The sequence below is a fragment of the Luteimonas sp. A478 genome, assembly GCF_054052025.1.
Window position 1 is genome coordinate 146,747 of record NZ_JBSVRF010000005.1, and the last position, 18,444, is coordinate 165,190.

The 18,444-nt window shown below is 65.6% G+C and carries 13 protein-coding genes; 4 read left to right on the forward strand and 9 right to left on the reverse strand.

What is annotated here, in order from left to right:
• The first annotated feature begins 1 nt into the window (after position 1).
• Genes ACW7G3_RS11240 through ACW7G3_RS11250 form a run of 3 tightly spaced genes read left to right on the forward strand, consistent with a single transcriptional unit; the run spans position 2 to position 3,245 of the window.
• Complete coding sequence (locus ACW7G3_RS11240; RefSeq protein ID WP_456982814.1) at positions 2–1,096, forward strand: AI-2E family transporter; 1,095 nt, start codon at positions 2–4, stop codon at positions 1,094–1,096.
• A gap of 47 nt (positions 1,097–1,143) precedes the next feature.
• Positions 1,144–1,872 (forward strand): HAD family hydrolase, encoded by a 729-nt coding sequence (locus ACW7G3_RS11245; protein ID WP_456982815.1) that lies wholly within the window; start codon positions 1,144–1,146, stop codon positions 1,870–1,872.
• A complete protein-coding gene (locus tag ACW7G3_RS11250) occupies positions 1,869–3,245 on the forward strand; it encodes a leucyl aminopeptidase family protein (RefSeq protein WP_456982816.1) in 1,377 nt (458 codons plus the stop codon). Before ACW7G3_RS11245 ends, ACW7G3_RS11250 begins: the two co-directional genes overlap by 4 nt.
• Positions 3,246–3,431: 186 nt before the next feature.
• Here the strand turns inward: ACW7G3_RS11250 and ACW7G3_RS11255 are convergent, their stop codons facing one another.
• The 3 genes from ACW7G3_RS11255 to ACW7G3_RS11265 all read right to left on the reverse strand — a co-directional run bounded on the left by ACW7G3_RS11255 (position 3,432) and on the right by ACW7G3_RS11265 (position 5,592).
• Positions 3,432–4,145 (reverse strand): pirin family protein, encoded by a 714-nt coding sequence (locus ACW7G3_RS11255; protein ID WP_456973058.1) that lies wholly within the window; start codon positions 4,143–4,145, stop codon positions 3,432–3,434.
• Between the two features lie 215 nt (positions 4,146–4,360).
• Positions 4,361–4,960 carry a YceI family protein gene (locus ACW7G3_RS11260; RefSeq protein WP_456982817.1) on the reverse strand — a complete coding sequence of 200 codons (600 nt, stop codon included), beginning with the start codon at positions 4,958–4,960 and terminating at the stop codon, positions 4,361–4,363.
• Positions 4,961–5,004: 44 nt separating this feature from the next.
• On the reverse strand, positions 5,005–5,592 hold the full coding sequence (locus ACW7G3_RS11265) for a malonic semialdehyde reductase (protein WP_456982818.1): 588 nt from the start codon (positions 5,590–5,592) through the stop codon (positions 5,005–5,007).
• Positions 5,593–5,710: 118 nt separating this feature from the next.
• Here ACW7G3_RS11265 and ACW7G3_RS11270 point away from each other — a divergent pair, with 118 nt between their 5' ends.
• Positions 5,711–6,685: a mitochondrial fission ELM1 family protein gene (locus ACW7G3_RS11270; RefSeq protein ID WP_456982819.1), complete on the forward strand. Its 975-nt coding sequence runs from the start codon at positions 5,711–5,713 to the stop codon at positions 6,683–6,685.
• A gap of 36 nt (positions 6,686–6,721) precedes the next feature.
• Here ACW7G3_RS11270 and ACW7G3_RS11275 read toward each other — a convergent pair whose 3' ends face one another.
• The 6 genes from ACW7G3_RS11275 to glnE form a co-directional block, all read right to left on the reverse strand.
• Entirely contained in the window at positions 6,722–8,392 is a 1,671-nt protein-coding gene (locus tag ACW7G3_RS11275; RefSeq protein ID WP_456982820.1) for a LysM peptidoglycan-binding domain-containing protein, read from the reverse strand.
• 127 nt (positions 8,393–8,519) lie between these two features.
• Entirely contained in the window at positions 8,520–9,077 is a 558-nt protein-coding gene (locus tag ACW7G3_RS11280) for a TlpA family protein disulfide reductase (RefSeq protein ID WP_456982821.1), read from the reverse strand.
• A 60-nt stretch (positions 9,078–9,137) separates the two neighbouring features.
• On the reverse strand, positions 9,138–10,253 hold the full coding sequence (locus ACW7G3_RS11285) for an RHS repeat-associated core domain-containing protein (RefSeq protein ID WP_456982822.1): 1,116 nt from the start codon (positions 10,251–10,253) through the stop codon (positions 9,138–9,140).
• 433 nt (positions 10,254–10,686) lie between these two features.
• On the reverse strand, positions 10,687–11,151 hold the full coding sequence (locus ACW7G3_RS11290) for a hypothetical protein (protein WP_456982823.1): 465 nt from the start codon (positions 11,149–11,151) through the stop codon (positions 10,687–10,689).
• Positions 11,148–15,410, reverse strand: coding sequence for an RHS repeat-associated core domain-containing protein (locus ACW7G3_RS11295; protein WP_456982824.1), 4,263 nt, complete (start codon positions 15,408–15,410; stop codon positions 11,148–11,150). The genes ACW7G3_RS11290 and ACW7G3_RS11295 overlap by 4 nt, the downstream gene beginning before the upstream one ends.
• Positions 15,411–15,561: 151 nt before the next feature.
• The gene (gene glnE, locus ACW7G3_RS11300; RefSeq protein WP_456982825.1) at positions 15,562–18,363 is read right to left on the reverse strand and encodes a bifunctional [glutamate--ammonia ligase]-adenylyl-L-tyrosine phosphorylase/[glutamate--ammonia-ligase] adenylyltransferase; all 2,802 of its coding nucleotides are present in this window, start codon (positions 18,361–18,363) and stop codon (positions 15,562–15,564) included.
• Positions 18,364–18,444 lie beyond the last annotated feature (81 nt).

Consider the following 18,444-nt stretch of genomic DNA (forward strand, 5'->3'; position numbering starts at 1 on the left):
AATGGGCAGCGCCGACCACCCAGCGCCGTCGCCTGCCGCCCCGACCGCTCCGGAGCCGCGCCCGCGCGCATCAATCCCGGTGGTGATCCTGGCCACCCTGGCCGTGCTGTTCGCCGCCTGGGCCGCGCGCGATCTGCTGCTGCCGGTGCTGCTGGCGATGTTTTTCGCCCTGATCGGCAATCCGGCCATGCGACTGCTCAAGCGGGCGCACATCCCGTCCTTCCCCGGCGCCCTGCTGCTGTTGGGCACGGCTCTGGTGCTGACCGCCCTGCTCGGCCGGCAGCTGGTGGCGCCTGCGGCGGAGTGGATGCAGCAGCTTCCCAGCGAGCTGCAGCTACTGACGCCCAAGCTGCAGCAGATGACCGGGCCGATGCAGCAGGCCAGCGAAGCCGCGGCCACCGTTGCCCGCGCCGCCGACGGCGCCGATGCGCGCCAGCTCGAGGTGGTGGCGGTGCGCGAGCAGGATCCGTGGGAGCGGCTGGTGGCCACGCCGAGGATGGTGATGGCGGTGCTTGCGGTGGTGCTGCTCACGTTCTTTTTCATGGTCTACGGCGAGCGCTTGCAGCGACATGCGATTTCGCTGCTGCCCAACCGCTACCAGCAGAAAGTGAGCGTGGAGATCATGCAGGGGATCGAGCAGGAGGTATCCCGCTACGTGTTCACCATCACCATGATCAACACCGTGCTCGGCGCTGCGATGGCGGTCGCGCTGCACCTCATCGGCCTGAGCCTTCCCAATGCGCTGCTGTGGGGCACGCTGGTGGCGCTGCTCAACTACGCACCCTATGTGGGTGCCTTCATGGCCGCCACGGGGTTGCTGCTGATGGGTCTGATCGTCTGGGACGACCTTGGCCAGGCCCTGCTTCCCCTCGGCGTCTACCTGGTATTGCAGACGCTGGAAGGTCAGATCTTCACCCCGATCGTGGTCGGCCACCGCATGGCGCTTTCACCGCTGCTGCTGGTGCTGGCGCTGATGCTTTTCGGCTTCCTGTGGGGCTTCATCGGCCTGTTGCTGGCGGTTCCGCTGATGGTATGTGCCAAGAAGGTGCTCTCGCGCATTGATGGCATGGAGCCCTGGGCACGACTGCTGGAATGATCCGTTGCAGGCCGGAAGGCCCGCCGGCCGTTGCGTAGAATGGGCACATGCAGTTTTTCCCTGTCCGCGCCATCACCCTCGACCTGGACGACACCGTATGGCCGTTCGCGCCGATCGGGGAGCGGATCGAGCAAGCGCTGGACGGGTGGTTCCGCACCCACAGCCCGCGCACGGCGGAGCGCTTCTCCACCGGGGCCATGCGCGATCTGCGGCTGCGGGTGCACCAGCAGAACCCGCATCTGGCACACGACGTGTCAGCCCTGCGCCGACTGACCATTGAACAGGCGCTGCGCGAGAGCGGCGGTAACCCGGACCTGGTGGATTCGGCCTACGAGGCTTTCTTTGCCGCCCGCAACCAGGTGGAGTGCTATCCCGACAGCGTCCCCGCGCTTGAGCGCATCGCCGCCCGGGTGCCGATCGCGGCGCTGACCAACGGCAATGCCGACCTCGGCCGGATCGGGCTCGATCAGCACTTCGTCTTCCAGCTGGGCGCGGTGGAGCATGGCAAGGCCAAGCCTTCCCCGTGCATCTTCCACGCCGCCTGTGTGCGCCTGGGCTGCGACCGCGGTCAGGTGCTGCACGTGGGCGATCACATCGAGACCGACGTGGCCGGCGCTGCGCGGGCCGGCCTGCGCAGCTGCTGGATCAACCGCGACGGCCGCAGCTGGCAACACCCCACCATCACCCCCGACCTGGAGTTCGACAGCCTGACCGGTCTGGCCGACTGGCTGGACGCAGGACTCCGGGATGCACCTCACAGGAGCGTTTCAGAATGACCCTTCCCCCCGGGCTGACCACCTCCGCAGCGGCAGGATCCCCCCGCCCGTTGCATCTGCTCGACCGCGAGTCCCTGTCCGCATGGCTGGACCAGCAGCCCTCCGCTACCCGACAGTGGCTTGAGGCGCACGGCTTCGACGCTGCGCCTGGCACCTGGCTGAGCCTGCCGACGCAAGATGGCAGCCCCCCCGGCGCCGTGCTGGGGCTGGGCGACCGCCTGGATCCGTTCTCCTATGCCCATGCCCCGTTCGCCCTGCCATCGGGCGACTGGCAGCCGATGCAGGTGCCGGAAGATGAGGCCCGCGACGCACTGATACTGGGCTGGGGCCTGGGCAGTTACCGCTTCGACCGCTACAAGAAAGCCCCGCGCGCACCGGCCCGGCTGGCACTGGAGGCTGATGCGGAAACCCTGGCAGTGATCGCCGCCTGCAGCCGCGTGCGCGACCTGGTCAACACGCCGACCGAAGACATGGGCCCGGAAGAGCTGGAAACCGTGGCACGCGGCATTGCCGATGCACACGGCGGCCGGCTGCAGAGCATCATCGGCGACGAGCTGCTGCAGCAAAACTTCCCCGCTATCCACGCGGTCGGCCGTGCCTCGCACCGCGCACCGCGGCTGCTGCACCTGACCTGGGGCAAGGAGGGCGACCCTCTGTTGTCACTCGTCGGCAAGGGCGTGTGCTTCGACACCGGCGGCCTGGACATCAAGCCTGCCGATGGCATGCGCAACATGAAAAAGGACATGGGCGGCGCCGCCCACGCGCTGGCACTGGCCGAGCTGGTCATGGCCCGCGGCCTGCCGGTGCGCCTGTCCTTGCTGATCCCCGCGGTGGAGAACGCGATTGGCCCGGATGCCTTCCGTCCTGGCGAAGTGGTCGCGACCCGCAAGGGCATCAGCGTCGAGATCGACAACACCGACGCCGAGGGCCGGGTGGTGCTCGGCGATGCGCTGACCTACGCCGGCGAATCCTCACCCGACCTGCTGGTTGACTTCGCCACCCTCACCGGCGCGGCGCGGATCGCGCTGGGGCCGGACCTGCCTGCGCTCTACAGCAACAACGACGCCGTGGCCGACGCCTGGCTCAAGGCCGGCATGGACCAGCGCGACCCGGTGTGGCGCATGCCGCTCTGGCGTCCGTACCTGCGCTACCTGACCAGCCGCGTGGCCGACATCGCCAACGCCGGCTCACGCATGGCCGGTTCCGTCACCGCGGCCCTGTACCTGGAGCGCTTCGTGCCCGAAGACACCCAGTGGGCGCATCTTGATGTGTTCGCCTGGAATGAAAGCGAACGCGCCGGCCGCCCCGTCGGCGGCGAAGCCCAGGGCCTGCGCTCGGTGTGGGCCATGCTCAAGTCGCGCTACGGAGGCTGAGGCAACCTGGATCGGGCGTCCGACTGCCGCCCCATGTAGGAGCGCGCCATGCGCGCGAAACCGCGTGAATCCCGGCGGTGCACGGCTCTGTCGAAACGACCAGAACCACACCGCGTGATCATGTGTCACGCGGCTTCGCGCGCATGGCGCGCTCCTACAAGGCGTTCAAGCTGGAGTCGGCTGGAATCAGGCTGGAAGATCGAACAGAAGGATGTCGGCCAGGCTGCCCTCGCCTGTGCCGGTGATGCGCAGCTCGCCGAACTCGTCGGCGTAGCCGATGGCGTCGCCGGCGGCCAGGCGCTGGTCGTCGACGCGGGCTTCGCCCTGGACGGTCTGCAGCCAATAGCGACGCGCCGGGTCCAGCGTCAGGGCGACTGACTCTCCGCTCCCCAACTGCACGCCAAGAAGGCGCGCGTCCTGGCGGATCGCCAGGCTGCCTTCCGCCCCATCCGGCGAGGCCAGCAGGCCCCATTGACCGCGACGAGTGGCCGGGTCGAAGGCCTTCTGCGCATAGTCGGGCGCGGCGTTGAGCCGGTCCGGCTGGATCCAGGTCTGCAGGAAATGCACCGCTTCGGAGTCGGAGTGGTTGTACTCGCTGTGCTCGACGCCGTGGCCGGCACTCATCCACTGCAGCTCGCCCGGACGCAGCACGCCCTCGCTGCCGGTGCTGTCGCGGTGGGCCAGGCCGCCTGAAATCACGTAACTGATGATCTCCATGTTGGCGTGGCCGTGCGGAGCGAATCCACCCCCCGGCGCGACCCGGTCCTCGTTGATCACCCGCAGCGGTCCCCAGCCCATCCACTGTGGGTCGTGGTAGTGGCCGAAGGAAAAGCTGTGGCGGCTGTCGAGCCAGCCGGTACGGACGTGGCCGCGCTCACCGGCTGGACGGAATATTTTCATGGTGTTGAACCGATCACATTTAGGAGCGCGCCATGCGCGCGAAGCCGCGTGAAGTCTGGCAGCGGGGTGTGGTTTCGGACCGGCAGCGCTGCCTGAAGCCCGCTGCGAAAACGCGCGGGGGCCGGAGCTTCGCGCCGCGACAGAAGTCACGCGGCTTCGCGCGCATGGCGCGCTCCTACGAAAGAAGGCCGGCGGGGGTGCCGCCGGCCTTGGAATCAGGCCTCGTCGCCTTCGGCGGCGGGCGCCTCGGTGGTGATGTGCAGCTCGATTTCATCGGCCACGTTGGGCACGAACATGCCCAGGTCGAACTCGCTGCGCTTGATGGTGGCGCTGGCGTCAAAGCCGGCGGTCTGCTTCTGAGTCGCCGGGTGCGCGGCAATCTGGTTGATGGTGGCGTCAAGTACGACTTCCTTGGTGACGCCCTTGATGGTGAGCTCCCCGGTGATCTTCAGCTTTCCTTCGCCAGCGGCCTGGACCGAGGTGCTGCGGAAAGTGGCCTCCGGGAAGTTCTCCGCATCGAAGAAATCATCGCTGCGCAGGTGATCGTTGAAGGCCGACACATTGGACTCCATGCCCGACAGCGGCAGGGTCACCTGGACGCTGGAGGCGGCCACGTCGTCGGCGTCATAGACGATGGTGCCGTCCACGTCGCCGAACAGGATCACCGGGTTGGAGAAGCCGAAGTGGTTCCACTTCGCCGCCACGGTAGTGTGGTCCGGGTCCATGGTGTAGGTCACCGGCGCGGCGAAGGCGGCGGTGGCGGCGAACGACAGGGCGGCGGCAAGCGCCAGGCGGCGGAAATTGCGATGGTTCATGGTGATGTCTCCAGAAAAAGTGGATGGCAGGGGTTGAAACGTCCTTACTCGATGCGGCAGGCCTCATCGAACCCGAGCCGCGGCGACCGGTCGAAGATGCTGGCCGGATCACCCTTGCCCAGGTTGATCAGGAAATTGGAGCGGATGGAGGTGCCCTTGAAGAACGCCTCATCCACCTTCGCCGCGTCGAATCCGGTCATCGGACCGGTGTCCAGGCCAAGTGCGCGGGCGGCGAGGATCAGGTACGCACCCTGCAGGGAGCCGTTGCGCAATGCATGCTCACGCCGGTTTTCCAGCGGGCCGTCGAACCACGCCCTGGCATCGGTGTGGGGGAACAGGTACGGCAGCTTCTCGTGGAACTCCAGGTCATGGCCGACGATCACCGTCACCGGCGCCTCCATGGTCTTGGCGCGGTTGCCCTCATCCAGTGCCGGCTCCAGCTTTGCCTTGGCCTCGGCCGAGCGCACGAACACAAAGCGCGCAGGCGTAGTGTTCGCGGTGGTGGGCCCCCACTTGATCAGGTCGTAGAGGCGCGCCAGCGTGGCGTCATCAATTTCGCCGCTGAACCGGTTGTAGGTGCGGGCGGTGCGGAACAGCTGGTCAAGCGCTGCGTCGGTCAGGACTTCGCTCATGTGGAAAGTGTCTCCCCCGCGGCGGGTGCCGCATGTGAATTGGTGCCCAGTGTAGAGTTCCACGGATGTTTGGGGAGCCTGCTGACCGGAACATAAGGTCGCAACAACAGAACGATAAATGGATATTTACCCGCACAACAACACTTATGGAACAACCTGGGCGCTTACCGATGGCCACGCGGGCAACCTGCGCCAGGCGCTTTCGCTGGCAGCAGCGATGGGGCACGACTCTGTCCGCAACTGGCACCTGACGCCGCGACGGCCGTGGCGCTGGGCCGCACCGCGCCGTTTTCCCGGCGCGCGGCACGCATTTGGCGACGAATTCACTCGCGCCCTGTCCACACCGCCGGCGCTGGCCATCGGCTGTGGACGCCAGTCGGCCCTGGCCACCCGGCTGCTGCGCGAAGCAGGAGCCCGCGCGGTGCAGATCCTGGATCCGCGCGTGGACCCCGCTCACTGGGACCTGGTGATCGCACCCGAACACGACGGACTCGAAGGCCCCAACGTGCTGACCCTGCTTGGCAGCCTCAACCCGGTGGATGATGCGTGGCTGGCGGCAGGACGCGCCGACTTCCCGCTGCTGGCCGAACTGCCGCGCCCACGCATTGCCGTGCTGCTGGGCGGCAGCAGCCGCCATGCACTCTTTGATCGCGCCGCATTCGAAGCCTTGGCCCAATCCATATCGGCGGTGCTGGACAGCGAGGGGGGCAGCGTCTTGGCCACGGTGTCACGACGCACGCCGGCGGAGGTCATCGCAGCCCTGCGCGAAAGGATGGACAGCGGGGCATGGTCCGGCGTGGCCTGGTCCGGCGAGAATGACGGCACCAACCCCTACCCCGGCCTGCTGGCCTGGGCCGACCGGATCGTATGCACGCCCGACTCGGTGAACATGGTCTCGGAGGCCTGCGCCACCCGCGCGCCGGTGTTCGTGTTCGATCCCGCGCGTACGCAAGGCCGGCCACGCCACTTTCTCGATGCCCTGCTCGCCCACGGGCGCATCCGGCCGGTGGACGGCACGCTGGCCCGCTTCGACTGCGAGCCGCTGCGCGAGACCGCACGCATTGCCACGCAGGTGCGCGAGCGGATCAGCTGACCCGCCCGCCACCTTGTGGTTTACGCCACCACGGGATCAGGACTGGACGTGGACCCGGGCATCAATAGCCGCGAACTCACGGTCACCGAACCCGCCCGTCGTACTGCCATCGGAGATCGAGAACAGCCGCTGGGCCAGCCCGTAGTCGCTGTTGCCCATGTTCCGGCCCAGCGACAGGGCGAAATCCCAGGCCTCCGGCGCCGCGTAGGACCCGTCCGCTTCCATGCCACCAAGCAGGTGCCCAAGATCCATGTGGGCGCCGTTCTCCACTGCGCTGCCGGTCTGCCCGGCCAGCGCCTGCATCTGGCTCTGGTTGAAGCTCAGGGTCACGGTCTGGCCAGCCTCCACCGGGCCGCTGGCGGCCTGTTCCAGGTCACCGGTCAGTGCCGCGTTGAGCAGCTGCTGGTTCTGCTCGTCCACCTGGAAGTCGTAGCTGTAGACGCGATCGGCGGCGATCTCATTGCCGTCCGCGTCCCAGCGCTGGGTGATGTTCATCGGCACGTTGCCCGAGTACTGCAGATCAACCGTGCGCTCCAGCGACCCGTCCGGGAAGGTCGTCACCACCATGTTGCCGGTGTTCTGCGCGCCATCGAGGGTCAGCTTGAGCGGGCCGAGCTTGCCGGTGAGCTGGGTCTGGGAGCTGAAATCCACCTTCTCGATGGTGGCCACGTTGCTCACGCCGTCGCCGTTGTCTTCGGGCAGGGCGCCGGTGGTGATGAAGTCGTTGTAGGCCGCCAGCCCCTCTTCGGTCGACAGGTCGAACTCGGCGGTCTGCAACGTGGCCTCGGACAGGCTGTCATTGCGGCCCAGCATCACGTTGGCCACGCCGATATCCACACCTACGCCGTTGTAGGCCTTGATCGCCTCGGTCGGCCCAGCGGTGACCCGCACGGTGTCCTCACCGGTGCGTTCGATCGCGGTGCTCACTCCGCTCTCGTCGGTGATCTTGGTCTGCACCGCCAGCTTCTGGAAGGTGGCCTTGAACTCGTTGGTGCTGTAGTCCGAGCCGTTCATGGTCACCACGGTGCCTTCGGGCATCGAGTAGGGATCGAACGGATTGATGTCCTTCGGATCGACATCGGCGTCCTCCGGCATGGTCACCTGGTAGGAGGTGCGGATGCCTTCGGTGCGGCCGATCTCCAGCCCGGCCTTCGGCGTATTCACCCCGCCCTTGAGGAACACCGATACGTCGGTGGACAGCTGGTAAGTGGTCACGCCGTCTTCGGTCTTGCCGCCCTCGGTGACCGAGGCATTGCCACCGGCGCTGAAGCTGACCCCGTATCCCTTGGCGTTCTTCAGCGACTCGGAGAAGGAGCCGCCCGCGGAGAGGGTGACGGTGCCTTCTTCAGCATTGGCGCTGATGCCCACGGTGCCCGAAGTGGACGACTGCTGCACGGTGCCGTTTTCCGACGTGGTGGTGGTCCGCTCCGTCGCGGTGTTGCTGGCACCGACGCTGCCATCGCTGGACAGGCTGACGCTGGGATCGTCCGTGACCCGCGCCGGGATGGTCAGCTCCTGGTTCGGGTACACCATGTCCGGGTTCTGGATAGCCGGATTCGACTTCATGATGTCCTGCACAGAGACACCGTGGCGGTTGGCGATGTCGGTGAGGCTCTCGGCCGGCGCCACCGTGTGCTGGGCCTCGTTGCGGGTCGGGGGCGGCGGCGGTGGCTGGTAGCCGCCGTCACGAAGGGCGTGGATGCTCATGGTCCGTCCTGGGTGCAGGTATGGGGAGGCCCCAATGCTAGGCAGTCCCGACCCACCTGCCATCTGGGGTTTTCCCCAGTTTGCGAAGACGCTGGCCGCCGTCCAGCAGGGATCCCACCCTCCGGACTCAGGGTGCGCCGCTGTCCTCCTGCAGCGCAGTGGGGGAAGGATCCTGCGGACCCTTTTCGGCCAGCAGTTCATTGATGGCATCGATCAGCGCCGGCAGGCGCTCCTCCGAATAGCCGGCCCGCGTCAAGGCCAGCTCGCCGTATTTGTCGATCACGAACAGCCGGGGCACGGCATTGACGCCGAAGGCTTCGGAGATCGAGCCATCGTAGTCATGGGTCCAGGTGACCGGCGAAGAGCGCGCCTGGCGCACCGCCCTGCGGAAATCGCGAACCGGCTCCTTGTAGTTCACCACGATCACCTCCAGACGATCGCGATCTACGCTGCGCTGGAATGTATCGAGCATCGGAAACTGCTTGCGGCAATAGCCGCACCAGGACGCCCAGAAACTCACCAGCACCACCTTCCCGCGGCGCTCGCTGATCCGCACCTCCTCCCCGCCCGGCGTCTTGCCCAGGTAGTCCGGCGGCACTGTGCCCACCTCGGGCGCGGCGTACGCGGCAGCCGCGACGACACACAGCAGTACTGCCAGCGCCCACGGCGCCATGCGCTTGATCATGTCCATTGCTCCCCTGTATGCGCGGCCGACGGCCGCGCCCTGAAGAAATTACGCCACGTGTCAAGCGACTCGGGTGAGGAGGTCAGTTGGAGTGTATGAGTAGCCGCCGCGCTTGAGTGCGTATATTCGACCTCCGTGCTCATCTCCTGTGCGCCTCGTTAGTTCGTTTGCGTCGCTTGTGGCAGCAGCGCCGGCTGCGTCGATTGTCACATAACAATCGCCCGGTGCTAGCCCCCATAGATCGAATAAGCTGATCGGATTCCCCCCGACATAGGCATACGTGTTCAACCCACCCGCCAACCCAATCGGATCACTCTCGATATACCGCCCCGTCGACGGGTCATAGCTCCGGAAGTGGTTGTACCAGAGCCCACTCTCCTGGTCCCAGTACTGCCCCGGGAACCCCAGGTTCAGCCCGCCAATGTTGTCCAGTGTCACCGTCCGGTCGAAGGCGTAGTTGCTCGCCCGCCACACCACTGCCTTGGCGCTATTGGTCGCCACTTCAGGGCGGCCCAGGTGATCGGTGTGGATCATCGTCAGCTGCCCGCCGCGCGCCATGGCCACTGGTTGCCCGTTGGGCAGCCGGATGTAGTGGCTCCATTGGTTCGGCCCCCACGCGTACTCCACCTCCACCTGTCCGCTCGGTCCGTACAGGTAGCCGGTGGTCGTGGCCGTCGTCCCCTGGTCCTTGCGCACCCGCTGGCCAAGCGCGTTGATCCGGTAGTTGGTGGTTGCGCCTGACCGCACCACCTTGTTCATCCGGTTGAACGGGTCGTAGCTGTAGGTGTTGCCGCCGCCGGTGAGCGTGTTGCCGCGCACGTCGTAGGTGAAGGTCTTTGGGCGCGTCCCGCCAATCGAGCTCAGCCGGTTGTTGGCCGTGGCGGTCGCGTACAGGTCCGTCGCCCCGCCCCAGGTGTGACTGGTGCGGTTACCGTTGGCGTCGTAGCCGAACGACTGGTTCGCGCCCGTGGCCGTCACCCCGGTCAGCCGGTCCAGCGCGTCGTAGCCGTAGTCCTGGGTCAGGCTGGTGTTGACGCTGTTGGTGATCTTCGTGATCGCATCGGCCGCGTTGTAGCCATAGACCAGCCGCTGCACGTTGGCGCTGCCGTTCTTGACGTTGAGCTCCGTCAGCCGGCCGCTGGTGTGCCAGCTGGTTGCGTACCAGCCCGTTGCCATACGTCCAGCCCGTCATCGCCCCGAACGGCTGGTAGCCGATGCTGGTCGCCACGTTCTGCGTGCTCCCGCCCACAACGGCGCGGATGCCGGTCACGTGGTGGCGGGTGTAGTCGTAGAGCACGCTCACGCTGCCGGGGTGGTTGATCCGGGTCAGCCGGCCCGCGGCGTCGTACACGTAGCCCTGGTTGAACGCGATCCCGCTGCCGGCCATGGTCTGCGCCTGGCTCAGCGGCTCGCCGACACCGTTGTAGGCCAGGGTGCCGGTGGGATCGCTCACCGCGCACAGCCTGCCCTTGCCGATGCTGCAGCTTTCCCTGACGAAGGTCCGGATCTGCCCATCCGCCGTAGCCTTCAGGCGACGACCCGGGGCGTCGCAGTGAAGTTCATGTTTATACGGCCCTAATCGACTACCCATTCCGGTTCGTCGCTTACGTCAATTACCATTACATACATCAGCATGTATAGGCAGCGAAGAAGTGCACCACTCGATCCACTGCCATCGATTCACTTCACGCTCCTGCGGTGTAGCGCCGTTGTATACGATGACAAAGCTCTGTCCAGTAATCTGACTCAGGATTGCGGCCAGAGCGTCGTGTACGGTTTCTGGCGTGTAATGCCTGACCCCCTCAAAAGCATCCCGAGCCTTGTTCTCTAGACTTATTGTTCGCGTTTTCAGCGGTCGCACATCACTAAGGTGACCGATCAGATGTGGAACTACCTGATCGCCAAGTGACTCCAGTTCCAAAAACGCCCTTTGTGCAAACCGCTCTGATTTCGTTGTCTCGTCAACCAGTGTGGACACACGTTTTTCTAAAGGATCGCCTCCCCGGTGGGTGACGCAAGCAGAAGTCGGGCAAATCAAAACAATTAGGGCCAGACCGTACCAAAGGACCTTCATTGGCCACCTCCACACCCACAGTTGCAGCCGAGTGCATCAACGACTCCCTGACGATCACGGGAGGTAGCGGCTCCAAGATGCTCGGCCATGATTGTTCCTTCCCAGCCAGGATGTGGGATGGCTGTACCGCGTACAGGCTCGTCATATCGGTCGCCCTGCTTCATGAGGTGGCCCGCTTCATGTGCTGCCACCCATGGGTTCGACTCCGCATACCATGTGCCACTGTTCCCACGCACGACTGATCGACCGGTGCCGGTAGGGACGTTGATCCTTGACGCGCGAAAGCCTCCAATACTTGTCGTAACCTTGAAGCCAGGCGCAGACCAATGAGTCTCAATTGACGATCTCATTGCCGAAACAACTTCTGATGTCGCTCCTTCGCCACTGAACTTGAAATTGATGTTGATCTCAGCGCCGGAATCGGTGCATGTACATGTTGCCCGCAACCCAACTGGGTCGATCAGAGAGATCGGATTCCCCCCGACATAGGCATACGTATTCAGCCCACCCGCCAACCCAATCGGATCACTCTCGATATACCGTCCCGTTGACGGGTCATAGCTCCGGAAATGGTTGTACCAGAGCCTACTCTCCTGGTCCCAGTACTGCCCCGGAAACCCCAGGTTCAGCCCGCCGATGGTGTCGAGCGTTACCGCCCGGTCGAAGGCATAGTTGCTCGCCCGCCACACCACCGCCTTGGCGGTGTTGGTCGCTACTTCTGGACGGCCCAGGTGGTCGGTGTGGATCATGGTCAGCTGGCTGTTTCGCACCAGCGCCACGGGCTGGCCGTTGGGCAGCCGCACGTAGTGGCTCCACTGGCTCCCGCCCCACGCGTACTCCACCTCCACCTGTCCGCTCGGTCCGTACAGGTAGCCGGTGGTCGTGGCCGTCGTCCCCTGGTCCTTGCGCACCCGCTGGCCAAGCGCGTTGATCCGGTAGTTGGTGGTGATGCCTGAGCGCACCACCTTGTTCATCCGGTTGAACGGGTCGTAGCTGTAGGTGTTGCCGCCGCCGGTGAGCGTGTTGCCGCGCACGTCGTAGATGAAGGTCTTTGGGCGCGTCCCGCCAATCGAGCTCAGCCGGTTGTTGGCCGTGGCGGTCGCGTACAGGTCCGTCGCCCCGCCCCAGGTGTGGCTGGTCCGATTGCCGTTGGCGTCGTAGCCGAACGACTGGTTCGCGCCCGTGGCCGTCACCCCGGTCAGCCGGTCCAGCGCGTCGTAGCCGTAGTCCTGGGTCAGGCTGGTGTTGACGCTGTTGGTGATCTTCGTGATCGCATCGGCCGCGTTGTAGCCATAGACCAGCCGCTGCACGTTGGCGCTGCCGTTCTTCACGTTGAGCTCCGTCAGCCGGCCGCTGGTGTGCCAGAGCTGGTTGCGCACCAGCCCGTTGCCATACGTCCAGCCGGTCATCGCCCCGAACGGCTGGTAGCCGATGCCGGTCGCCACGTTCTGCGTGCTCCCGCCCACGATCGCACGGATGCCGGTGACGTGGTGGCGGGTGTAGTCGTACAGCACGCTCACGCTGCCGGGATGGTTGATCCGGGTCAGCCGGCCCGCCGCGTCGTACACATAGCCCTGGTTGAAGGCGATGCCGCTGCCGGCCATGGTCTGCGCCTGCGTCAGGGGCTCGCCCGCGCTGTTGTAGGTCCAGGCCAGGGTGCCGGTCGGGTCGCTCACCGCGCACAGCCGGCCCTTGCCGTTCGTGCAGCTGTCCCAGGTGAAGGCCTGGGTCTGGCCGCCGGCGGTGGCGGTCAGGCGCCGGCCAAGCGCGTCGTTGGTGAAATTGGTCACCACGCTGCCGGCCCGGGTGATCCGCGTCAGGTGGCTGGCCGCGTTGTACAGGTAGCTGGTGGTACCGGTGTCCGGGCTGGTCTGGCTGGTCTGCTCGCCGAAGCCGTTGTACGCATAAGTCGTGGTCTTGCCGCGCGGGTCGGTCACGCTCGACAGCCGGCCCAGCACGTCGTAGCCGTACACGGTCTGGTTCGACAGCGCGTCCACCACCGTCTTCGGGCGGCCGTGGCTGTCGTAGATCGTCGCCGTGGTCCGCCTCAGGGCGTCGGAAACGCCGGCCAGTCGGCCGTTGCGGTCATAGTCGTACAGGGTCTCGTCACCGGCCCGCCGCCAGCTGCGCGACAGGTAGCCGGCCTGATCATATTCGAAATGTTCGTCGGACGTGTAAGCTGAGTTGTTGTCCGTGAGATAGCCAAGGCGGCGGCGCGTGATGTTGCCCAGGGCATCGTAAGTCAGCACTACCCGGTCACGTGAGTTCGGCCCGTATGATTGCGGACTGGGCTGCTCCAGCTGGGTAAGACGCCCGATCGCGTTGTAGTGGAACGTGCGGGCCATCCCTGCCGGGTCTGTCTCGGACAAAGGTTGATCGTCCGGCCCCCAGACCGTCACCCAGTCACGATTGCCACCCGGACCTGCCACCCTGACCCGCGTCTGGCGGCCCTTGGCATCCCAGGTATAGGTAGTCACCAGACCGTTGGCATCTGTCATCCGGCCCGGTTGACCCAACCCATTGTGATCACTCCAAGTGGTGGACTGGCCCAAGCCATTGGTAACCGAAAGCAGATCGCCAGCTGCACTGTATTCGTAAGTCACCGCATCACCCGCGCCCGCGAGCGGCCCATCCACGATCATTGTCTTCACCATCCGGTTTGGATGGAGTACATAGCTGAAAGTGGTGGTGCGCTTCTGCCCGTTGGCACACGTGGGCGCACATTCCTCCACCTTCTGCAGCAGGCGTGCCTGCAGAATGGGAACATCGGGAAAGTACGCATAGAGTGTTTCCGACTGGATATTCGAGCTGTTTCCGTAACGGGATTCACGGATCAAAAGGTTTCGTGTGACATCCCAGCTATAAGTGGTCCGCTGTTGTTGCGAAGAGCTATTGCCTGGAGCCGGCCCCACTCCCGAACGCCTTTCGAGCAGGTGCCCCCGGTCGCTCCAGCTGAAAAAGGTCTGATCCCCTTCAAAATCGACTTCTTTTGTGCGATATCCGCGCGTATCAATTTCGGTCTGGGCGCTTCCTCCCGCGCACGCGTTGCTGGCAGGCCGGCTTACGCCTGAAATCCACTTCACGCCCTGTCTGGTCACGTTGCTGTATCGGACCGTGTGGCCGGCCGCGTTGGTCACGTCGGTGTAGTTTGCACCGTAACTGAACGTATCGCGCTCGCTGCCGTCAGCTGGGCCCGAATACTGCACGCGCCCGTCGGCGTGATAGGCATAGGTGGTTTTTCGAATACCATTGATGGAGTACCCTGTCAGGGCATTGGGTTGTGACGAATTACCATAGTGGTATGTTTTCACGCCCAAGCCATCAGGATAGGTGACTGACGTCAAACGACCTCCCGTGTACCCATAGGAAAACACCTTGCCGGTGGGCGCGGTGACTGAAGCAATGCGCCCTCCGGACCAGGTCAGTCGCAACACGCGGCCGGAAGTATGCCGCACAGATTGCAGGGTGTTTCCCATGGCATCGTAGCCATAGGTATAGCCCACCCCTCGTCCGTCATTCTTGGAGCGGATGCGACCAATGTGGCTGTAGTACTCCGACCCACCGTCTTCACGCCGCAGAGTATGCCCGCTCATGGATGGATCAAGATTACCTAGGCTGTCATGCCAGAACTCTTCCGTGATCCATGTTGTTGACTCCGGTCGCGAGTCCTCATACCGCTGTGCGGAAGCATTCCAGACATACCGGTACGCCGTGCCATCCGGGCGATAAATCGTGATGGTGGTGAACCGTCCCGGGCGTAGTGGACATGGCTCACCAGGGCCAGACGTGCCCAGTTGACAAATTGGTGCATAGGATGGATTGGCGACGCCAGTGAGCAGATCCCCGAAGCTCCATGTCCAGCCCGGGCCGAAGCCGCTATGGCGGTCACCCTGCCTCGAATAAGTGCGGGAAACAGCTAAAAGACCGTCATCGGTAGAGAAATCGACTTCGTCCAGGACCTTGTTTCCCGACGCGATGACGACGGGGTTACAGGTCTCAGGCTCGTTTTCAACCCGGCTGTTATCTCCAGGCATTGCCGGGCTGTTACGTATGGGGAACAGCCGCGAAAAATTTCGCCCGCCTTCCATTTTCCAGTAACCGGGACTTATGCGCTTGCCATTCACCGGAAGAGTAGGAAGGTCGACGGGATCCTTTTCTTCCGAATAAGCCGCCGGGGATAACATTCCCAGACTGATGGCGATGACACCAAACAGCGCACGGAATGACATCCGCGCGCAGCGCTCCTGCAAGTCGTTCATGCCAACTCCCTTTTGACAACGCCCCTGGACGAACTGCACCGCGATCAGCGGGTAATTCCATATACCTCGAATTCTGGAAAACAACCAGTGCCTTGGGGAGCCAGCTTGATTGACAAAAGGAAAGACTGCGCCGCTGGCCGAATTGCCGATCTCAAACCAGCATACGGTGTTGGGTGAGAGCACTGCGGATCGCCGCCCGCGCGGCCTTCAGCGCTCCGCTCTCAGAGACCAATCTTGGGCGGCGGTCCAGACTGCAGCCCAGTGCCAGGCCAGCCAGTGTGGCGTGGGCGTTGCGCAGCGCCTCGACACTGGCGGGATCGAGCAGCCCGGCCGTCCCTGCAGCTTCCAGCAAGGCCGGGGTCGCCCGCGGCGCAAGCAGGTCCGGGTGCGCATGGGCATCCCGCAGCACCAGGTACTGGAGCAGGAACTCTAGGTCGGTCAGGCCGCCGTCGCCCTGTTTGAGGTCGAAGCGATCCGCGCTGCTGCGGTCGAGCTCTGCGCGCATCTTCGCGCGCATGCCGGCGATGTCCTGTCGCAGCACCTCCGGATCCCGCTGCCGCACAAGCGCGCGTTCGCGAACCCGCTCGAACTCTGCACACAGGCTGTCATCACCCGCCACGCAGCGCGCGCGAACCAGCGCCTGGTGCTCCCAGGTCCAGGCGCGCTGGCGCTGGTATTCGTCGTAGCTGGGCAGCGACGACACCAGCAGGCCGCTGGCGCCGTCCGGGCGTAGCCGCACGTCGACCTCGTACAGGCGCCCGGGACCGGTGACCGTGCCCAGCAGCGACACCAGCTTCTGCGCCAGGCGCGCGAACCAGCGCGGGGCGTCCAGCGGGCGCCCACCACCGGACTGGGCGCCTGCCGATGCGTCGTACAGGAACACCAGGTCCAGGTCGGAACCCACGTTCAATTCCTCTCCGCCCAGGCTGCCGTAACCCAGCACCGCAAAGCGGGCGCCCGGGATATCGCCGCGCGTGGCGCGCAGCTCGCGGCGGGCCAGTTCCAGCACCCCCTCCACTACCGCGTCGGCCAGCCAGGCCAGTTGGCGGGTGGCGTCGCGCGCCTGCTGACGGCCGTCCAGGACCGCAAGGGCAATGCGGAAGCTGAGCGCCTGGCGGGTTTCGTTGAGCACGAACAGGGCCCGCTCCACGTCGTCGTGCTTCAGCGCCGGGGCGCAGGCGCGGGCAAACAGGGCGCGCTCGGGCAGCGGTCCCTCCGCGCGGGCGTCCAGCAATTCATCCAGCAACAGCGGGTGCGCGGCCACGCGTTCGGCCAGAAAGGCGCTGCGGCTGACCAGGTCGATCAGCCGCTGGAGGGCGCTCGGCTGTTCGTCCAGCAGGGCAAGATAGGCGGAGCGCCGCAGGATGTTGTGCAGCAGCGCCAGCAGCCGGCGCACCGCCTGCAGCGGCCGGTCGGCCGGGGCACTGGCCTGCAGCAGCACCGGCATCACCCGGTCCAGGCGGGCGCGGGTGGCATCGGACAGGTCGCGGACGCTGGGCGAGCGGGCGAAGTCGCGCAGCGCCGCGTCGACGTTGCCGGCATCGTCGAACCCGGCCGCTGCCAGCGCACTTGCATCCCCACCTTCCGGCAATGCGCGCCAGTAGCCGGCGATATCGCTGTCCACCGCCGGCAACTCGCTGCGCTGGGCCAGCAGGTCATCAAATTCACTGCCGACCCGGGCGCGGTGTGCCTGCAGCCCGGCGTCCAGCACGGCCCAGTCCGCGTATCCCAGTCCACGGGCGATGCGCAGCCGGTCCAGCGGCGCTGCCGGAATCGCGTGGACCTGGGCATCGCGCAGCATCTGCAGGCGGTTTTCCAGCCGGCGCAGGAAGCGGTAGGCCTGGCACAGGTCATCGGCGCTGTCTTCGGGGATATGCCGGGCGGCGACCAGCGCGCGCAGGGCCGGCTCCAGGCGTGGCTCCCGCAGTGCCGGCTCGCGACCGCCGCGGATCAGCTGCAACACCTGGGCCAGAAACTCGATCTCGCGGATGCCGCCAGGCCCGCGCTTGATGTCATCAGCCAGCTCCTTGCGGGCGACCTCGGCGGCGATCGAGGCCTTCATGGCCCGCAGGCCATCGAGCGCACCGTAATCCAGGTAACGGCGGTAGACGAACGGTCGCAGCTGATCGAGGAATTCCTCACCGGCGACAAGATCCCCCGCCACCGGCCGCGCCTTCTGCCAGGCGTAGCGCTCCCAGTCGCGTCCTTCACTCTGGAAGTACTGCTCCATCGCCGCGAAGCTCAGCACCACCCGGCCAGCGCCACCAAAGGGACGCAGGCGCAGGTCCACCCGATGGCAGAAGCCATCGGCGGTGTTGTCATCCAGCAGCCGGCCCAGCGCCTGCCCGAGCTTGGCGAAGTACTGCTCCGCCGCCAGCGGACGTGCGCCATCGCTTTCGCCGCCCCGCGGGTAGGCATGGACCAGATCCACATCGGAGCTGAAATTCAACTCCTGCCCACCCAGCTTGCCCAGCGCGAACACCACCAGGCGCACGACTTCGCCATCGCTGTCACGGACCCGGCCATGACGGGCGGCGAACTGTTCCTCCAGCGCGTCATGGGCCAACTGCAGGCAGGTATCAGCCAGGCTGGTACTGCCAGCCAGCGTGGCATCCAGATCATCCAGCCCCAGCACATCGCGCCACACCAGCCGGGTGGACTCGGCTGCGCGAAAGCGGCGCAGCAGGCGCGGCCAGCTGTCGCTGTCGTCGGCCTCCAGCGTGGGCGCCGGAACCGGGTCGGGGCCGTCATCCGCCAGCAGGGCAAGGATCAGCCCCGGCTGCCGCTCCAGGGTATCGATGGCGAAGTCACTGGCGATCGCCACCCGCCGCACGCGCTCCGCATTGGCTGCCACGTCCAGCGCCTCCGCATCGCTGCCAAGCGCCCGCCTCAGGCGCTCCAGCGCGCGATCAGCCAGTGGTTCGAGTTGCGCTTCAAGGTCGGCGTCATCCATGCCAGCAATTGTGGCACCGGATGAGCGCGGCGCAGATACAACGCCGGGCCCGCCGGGAAGAGCCACGCGCAGTCCTGCCCG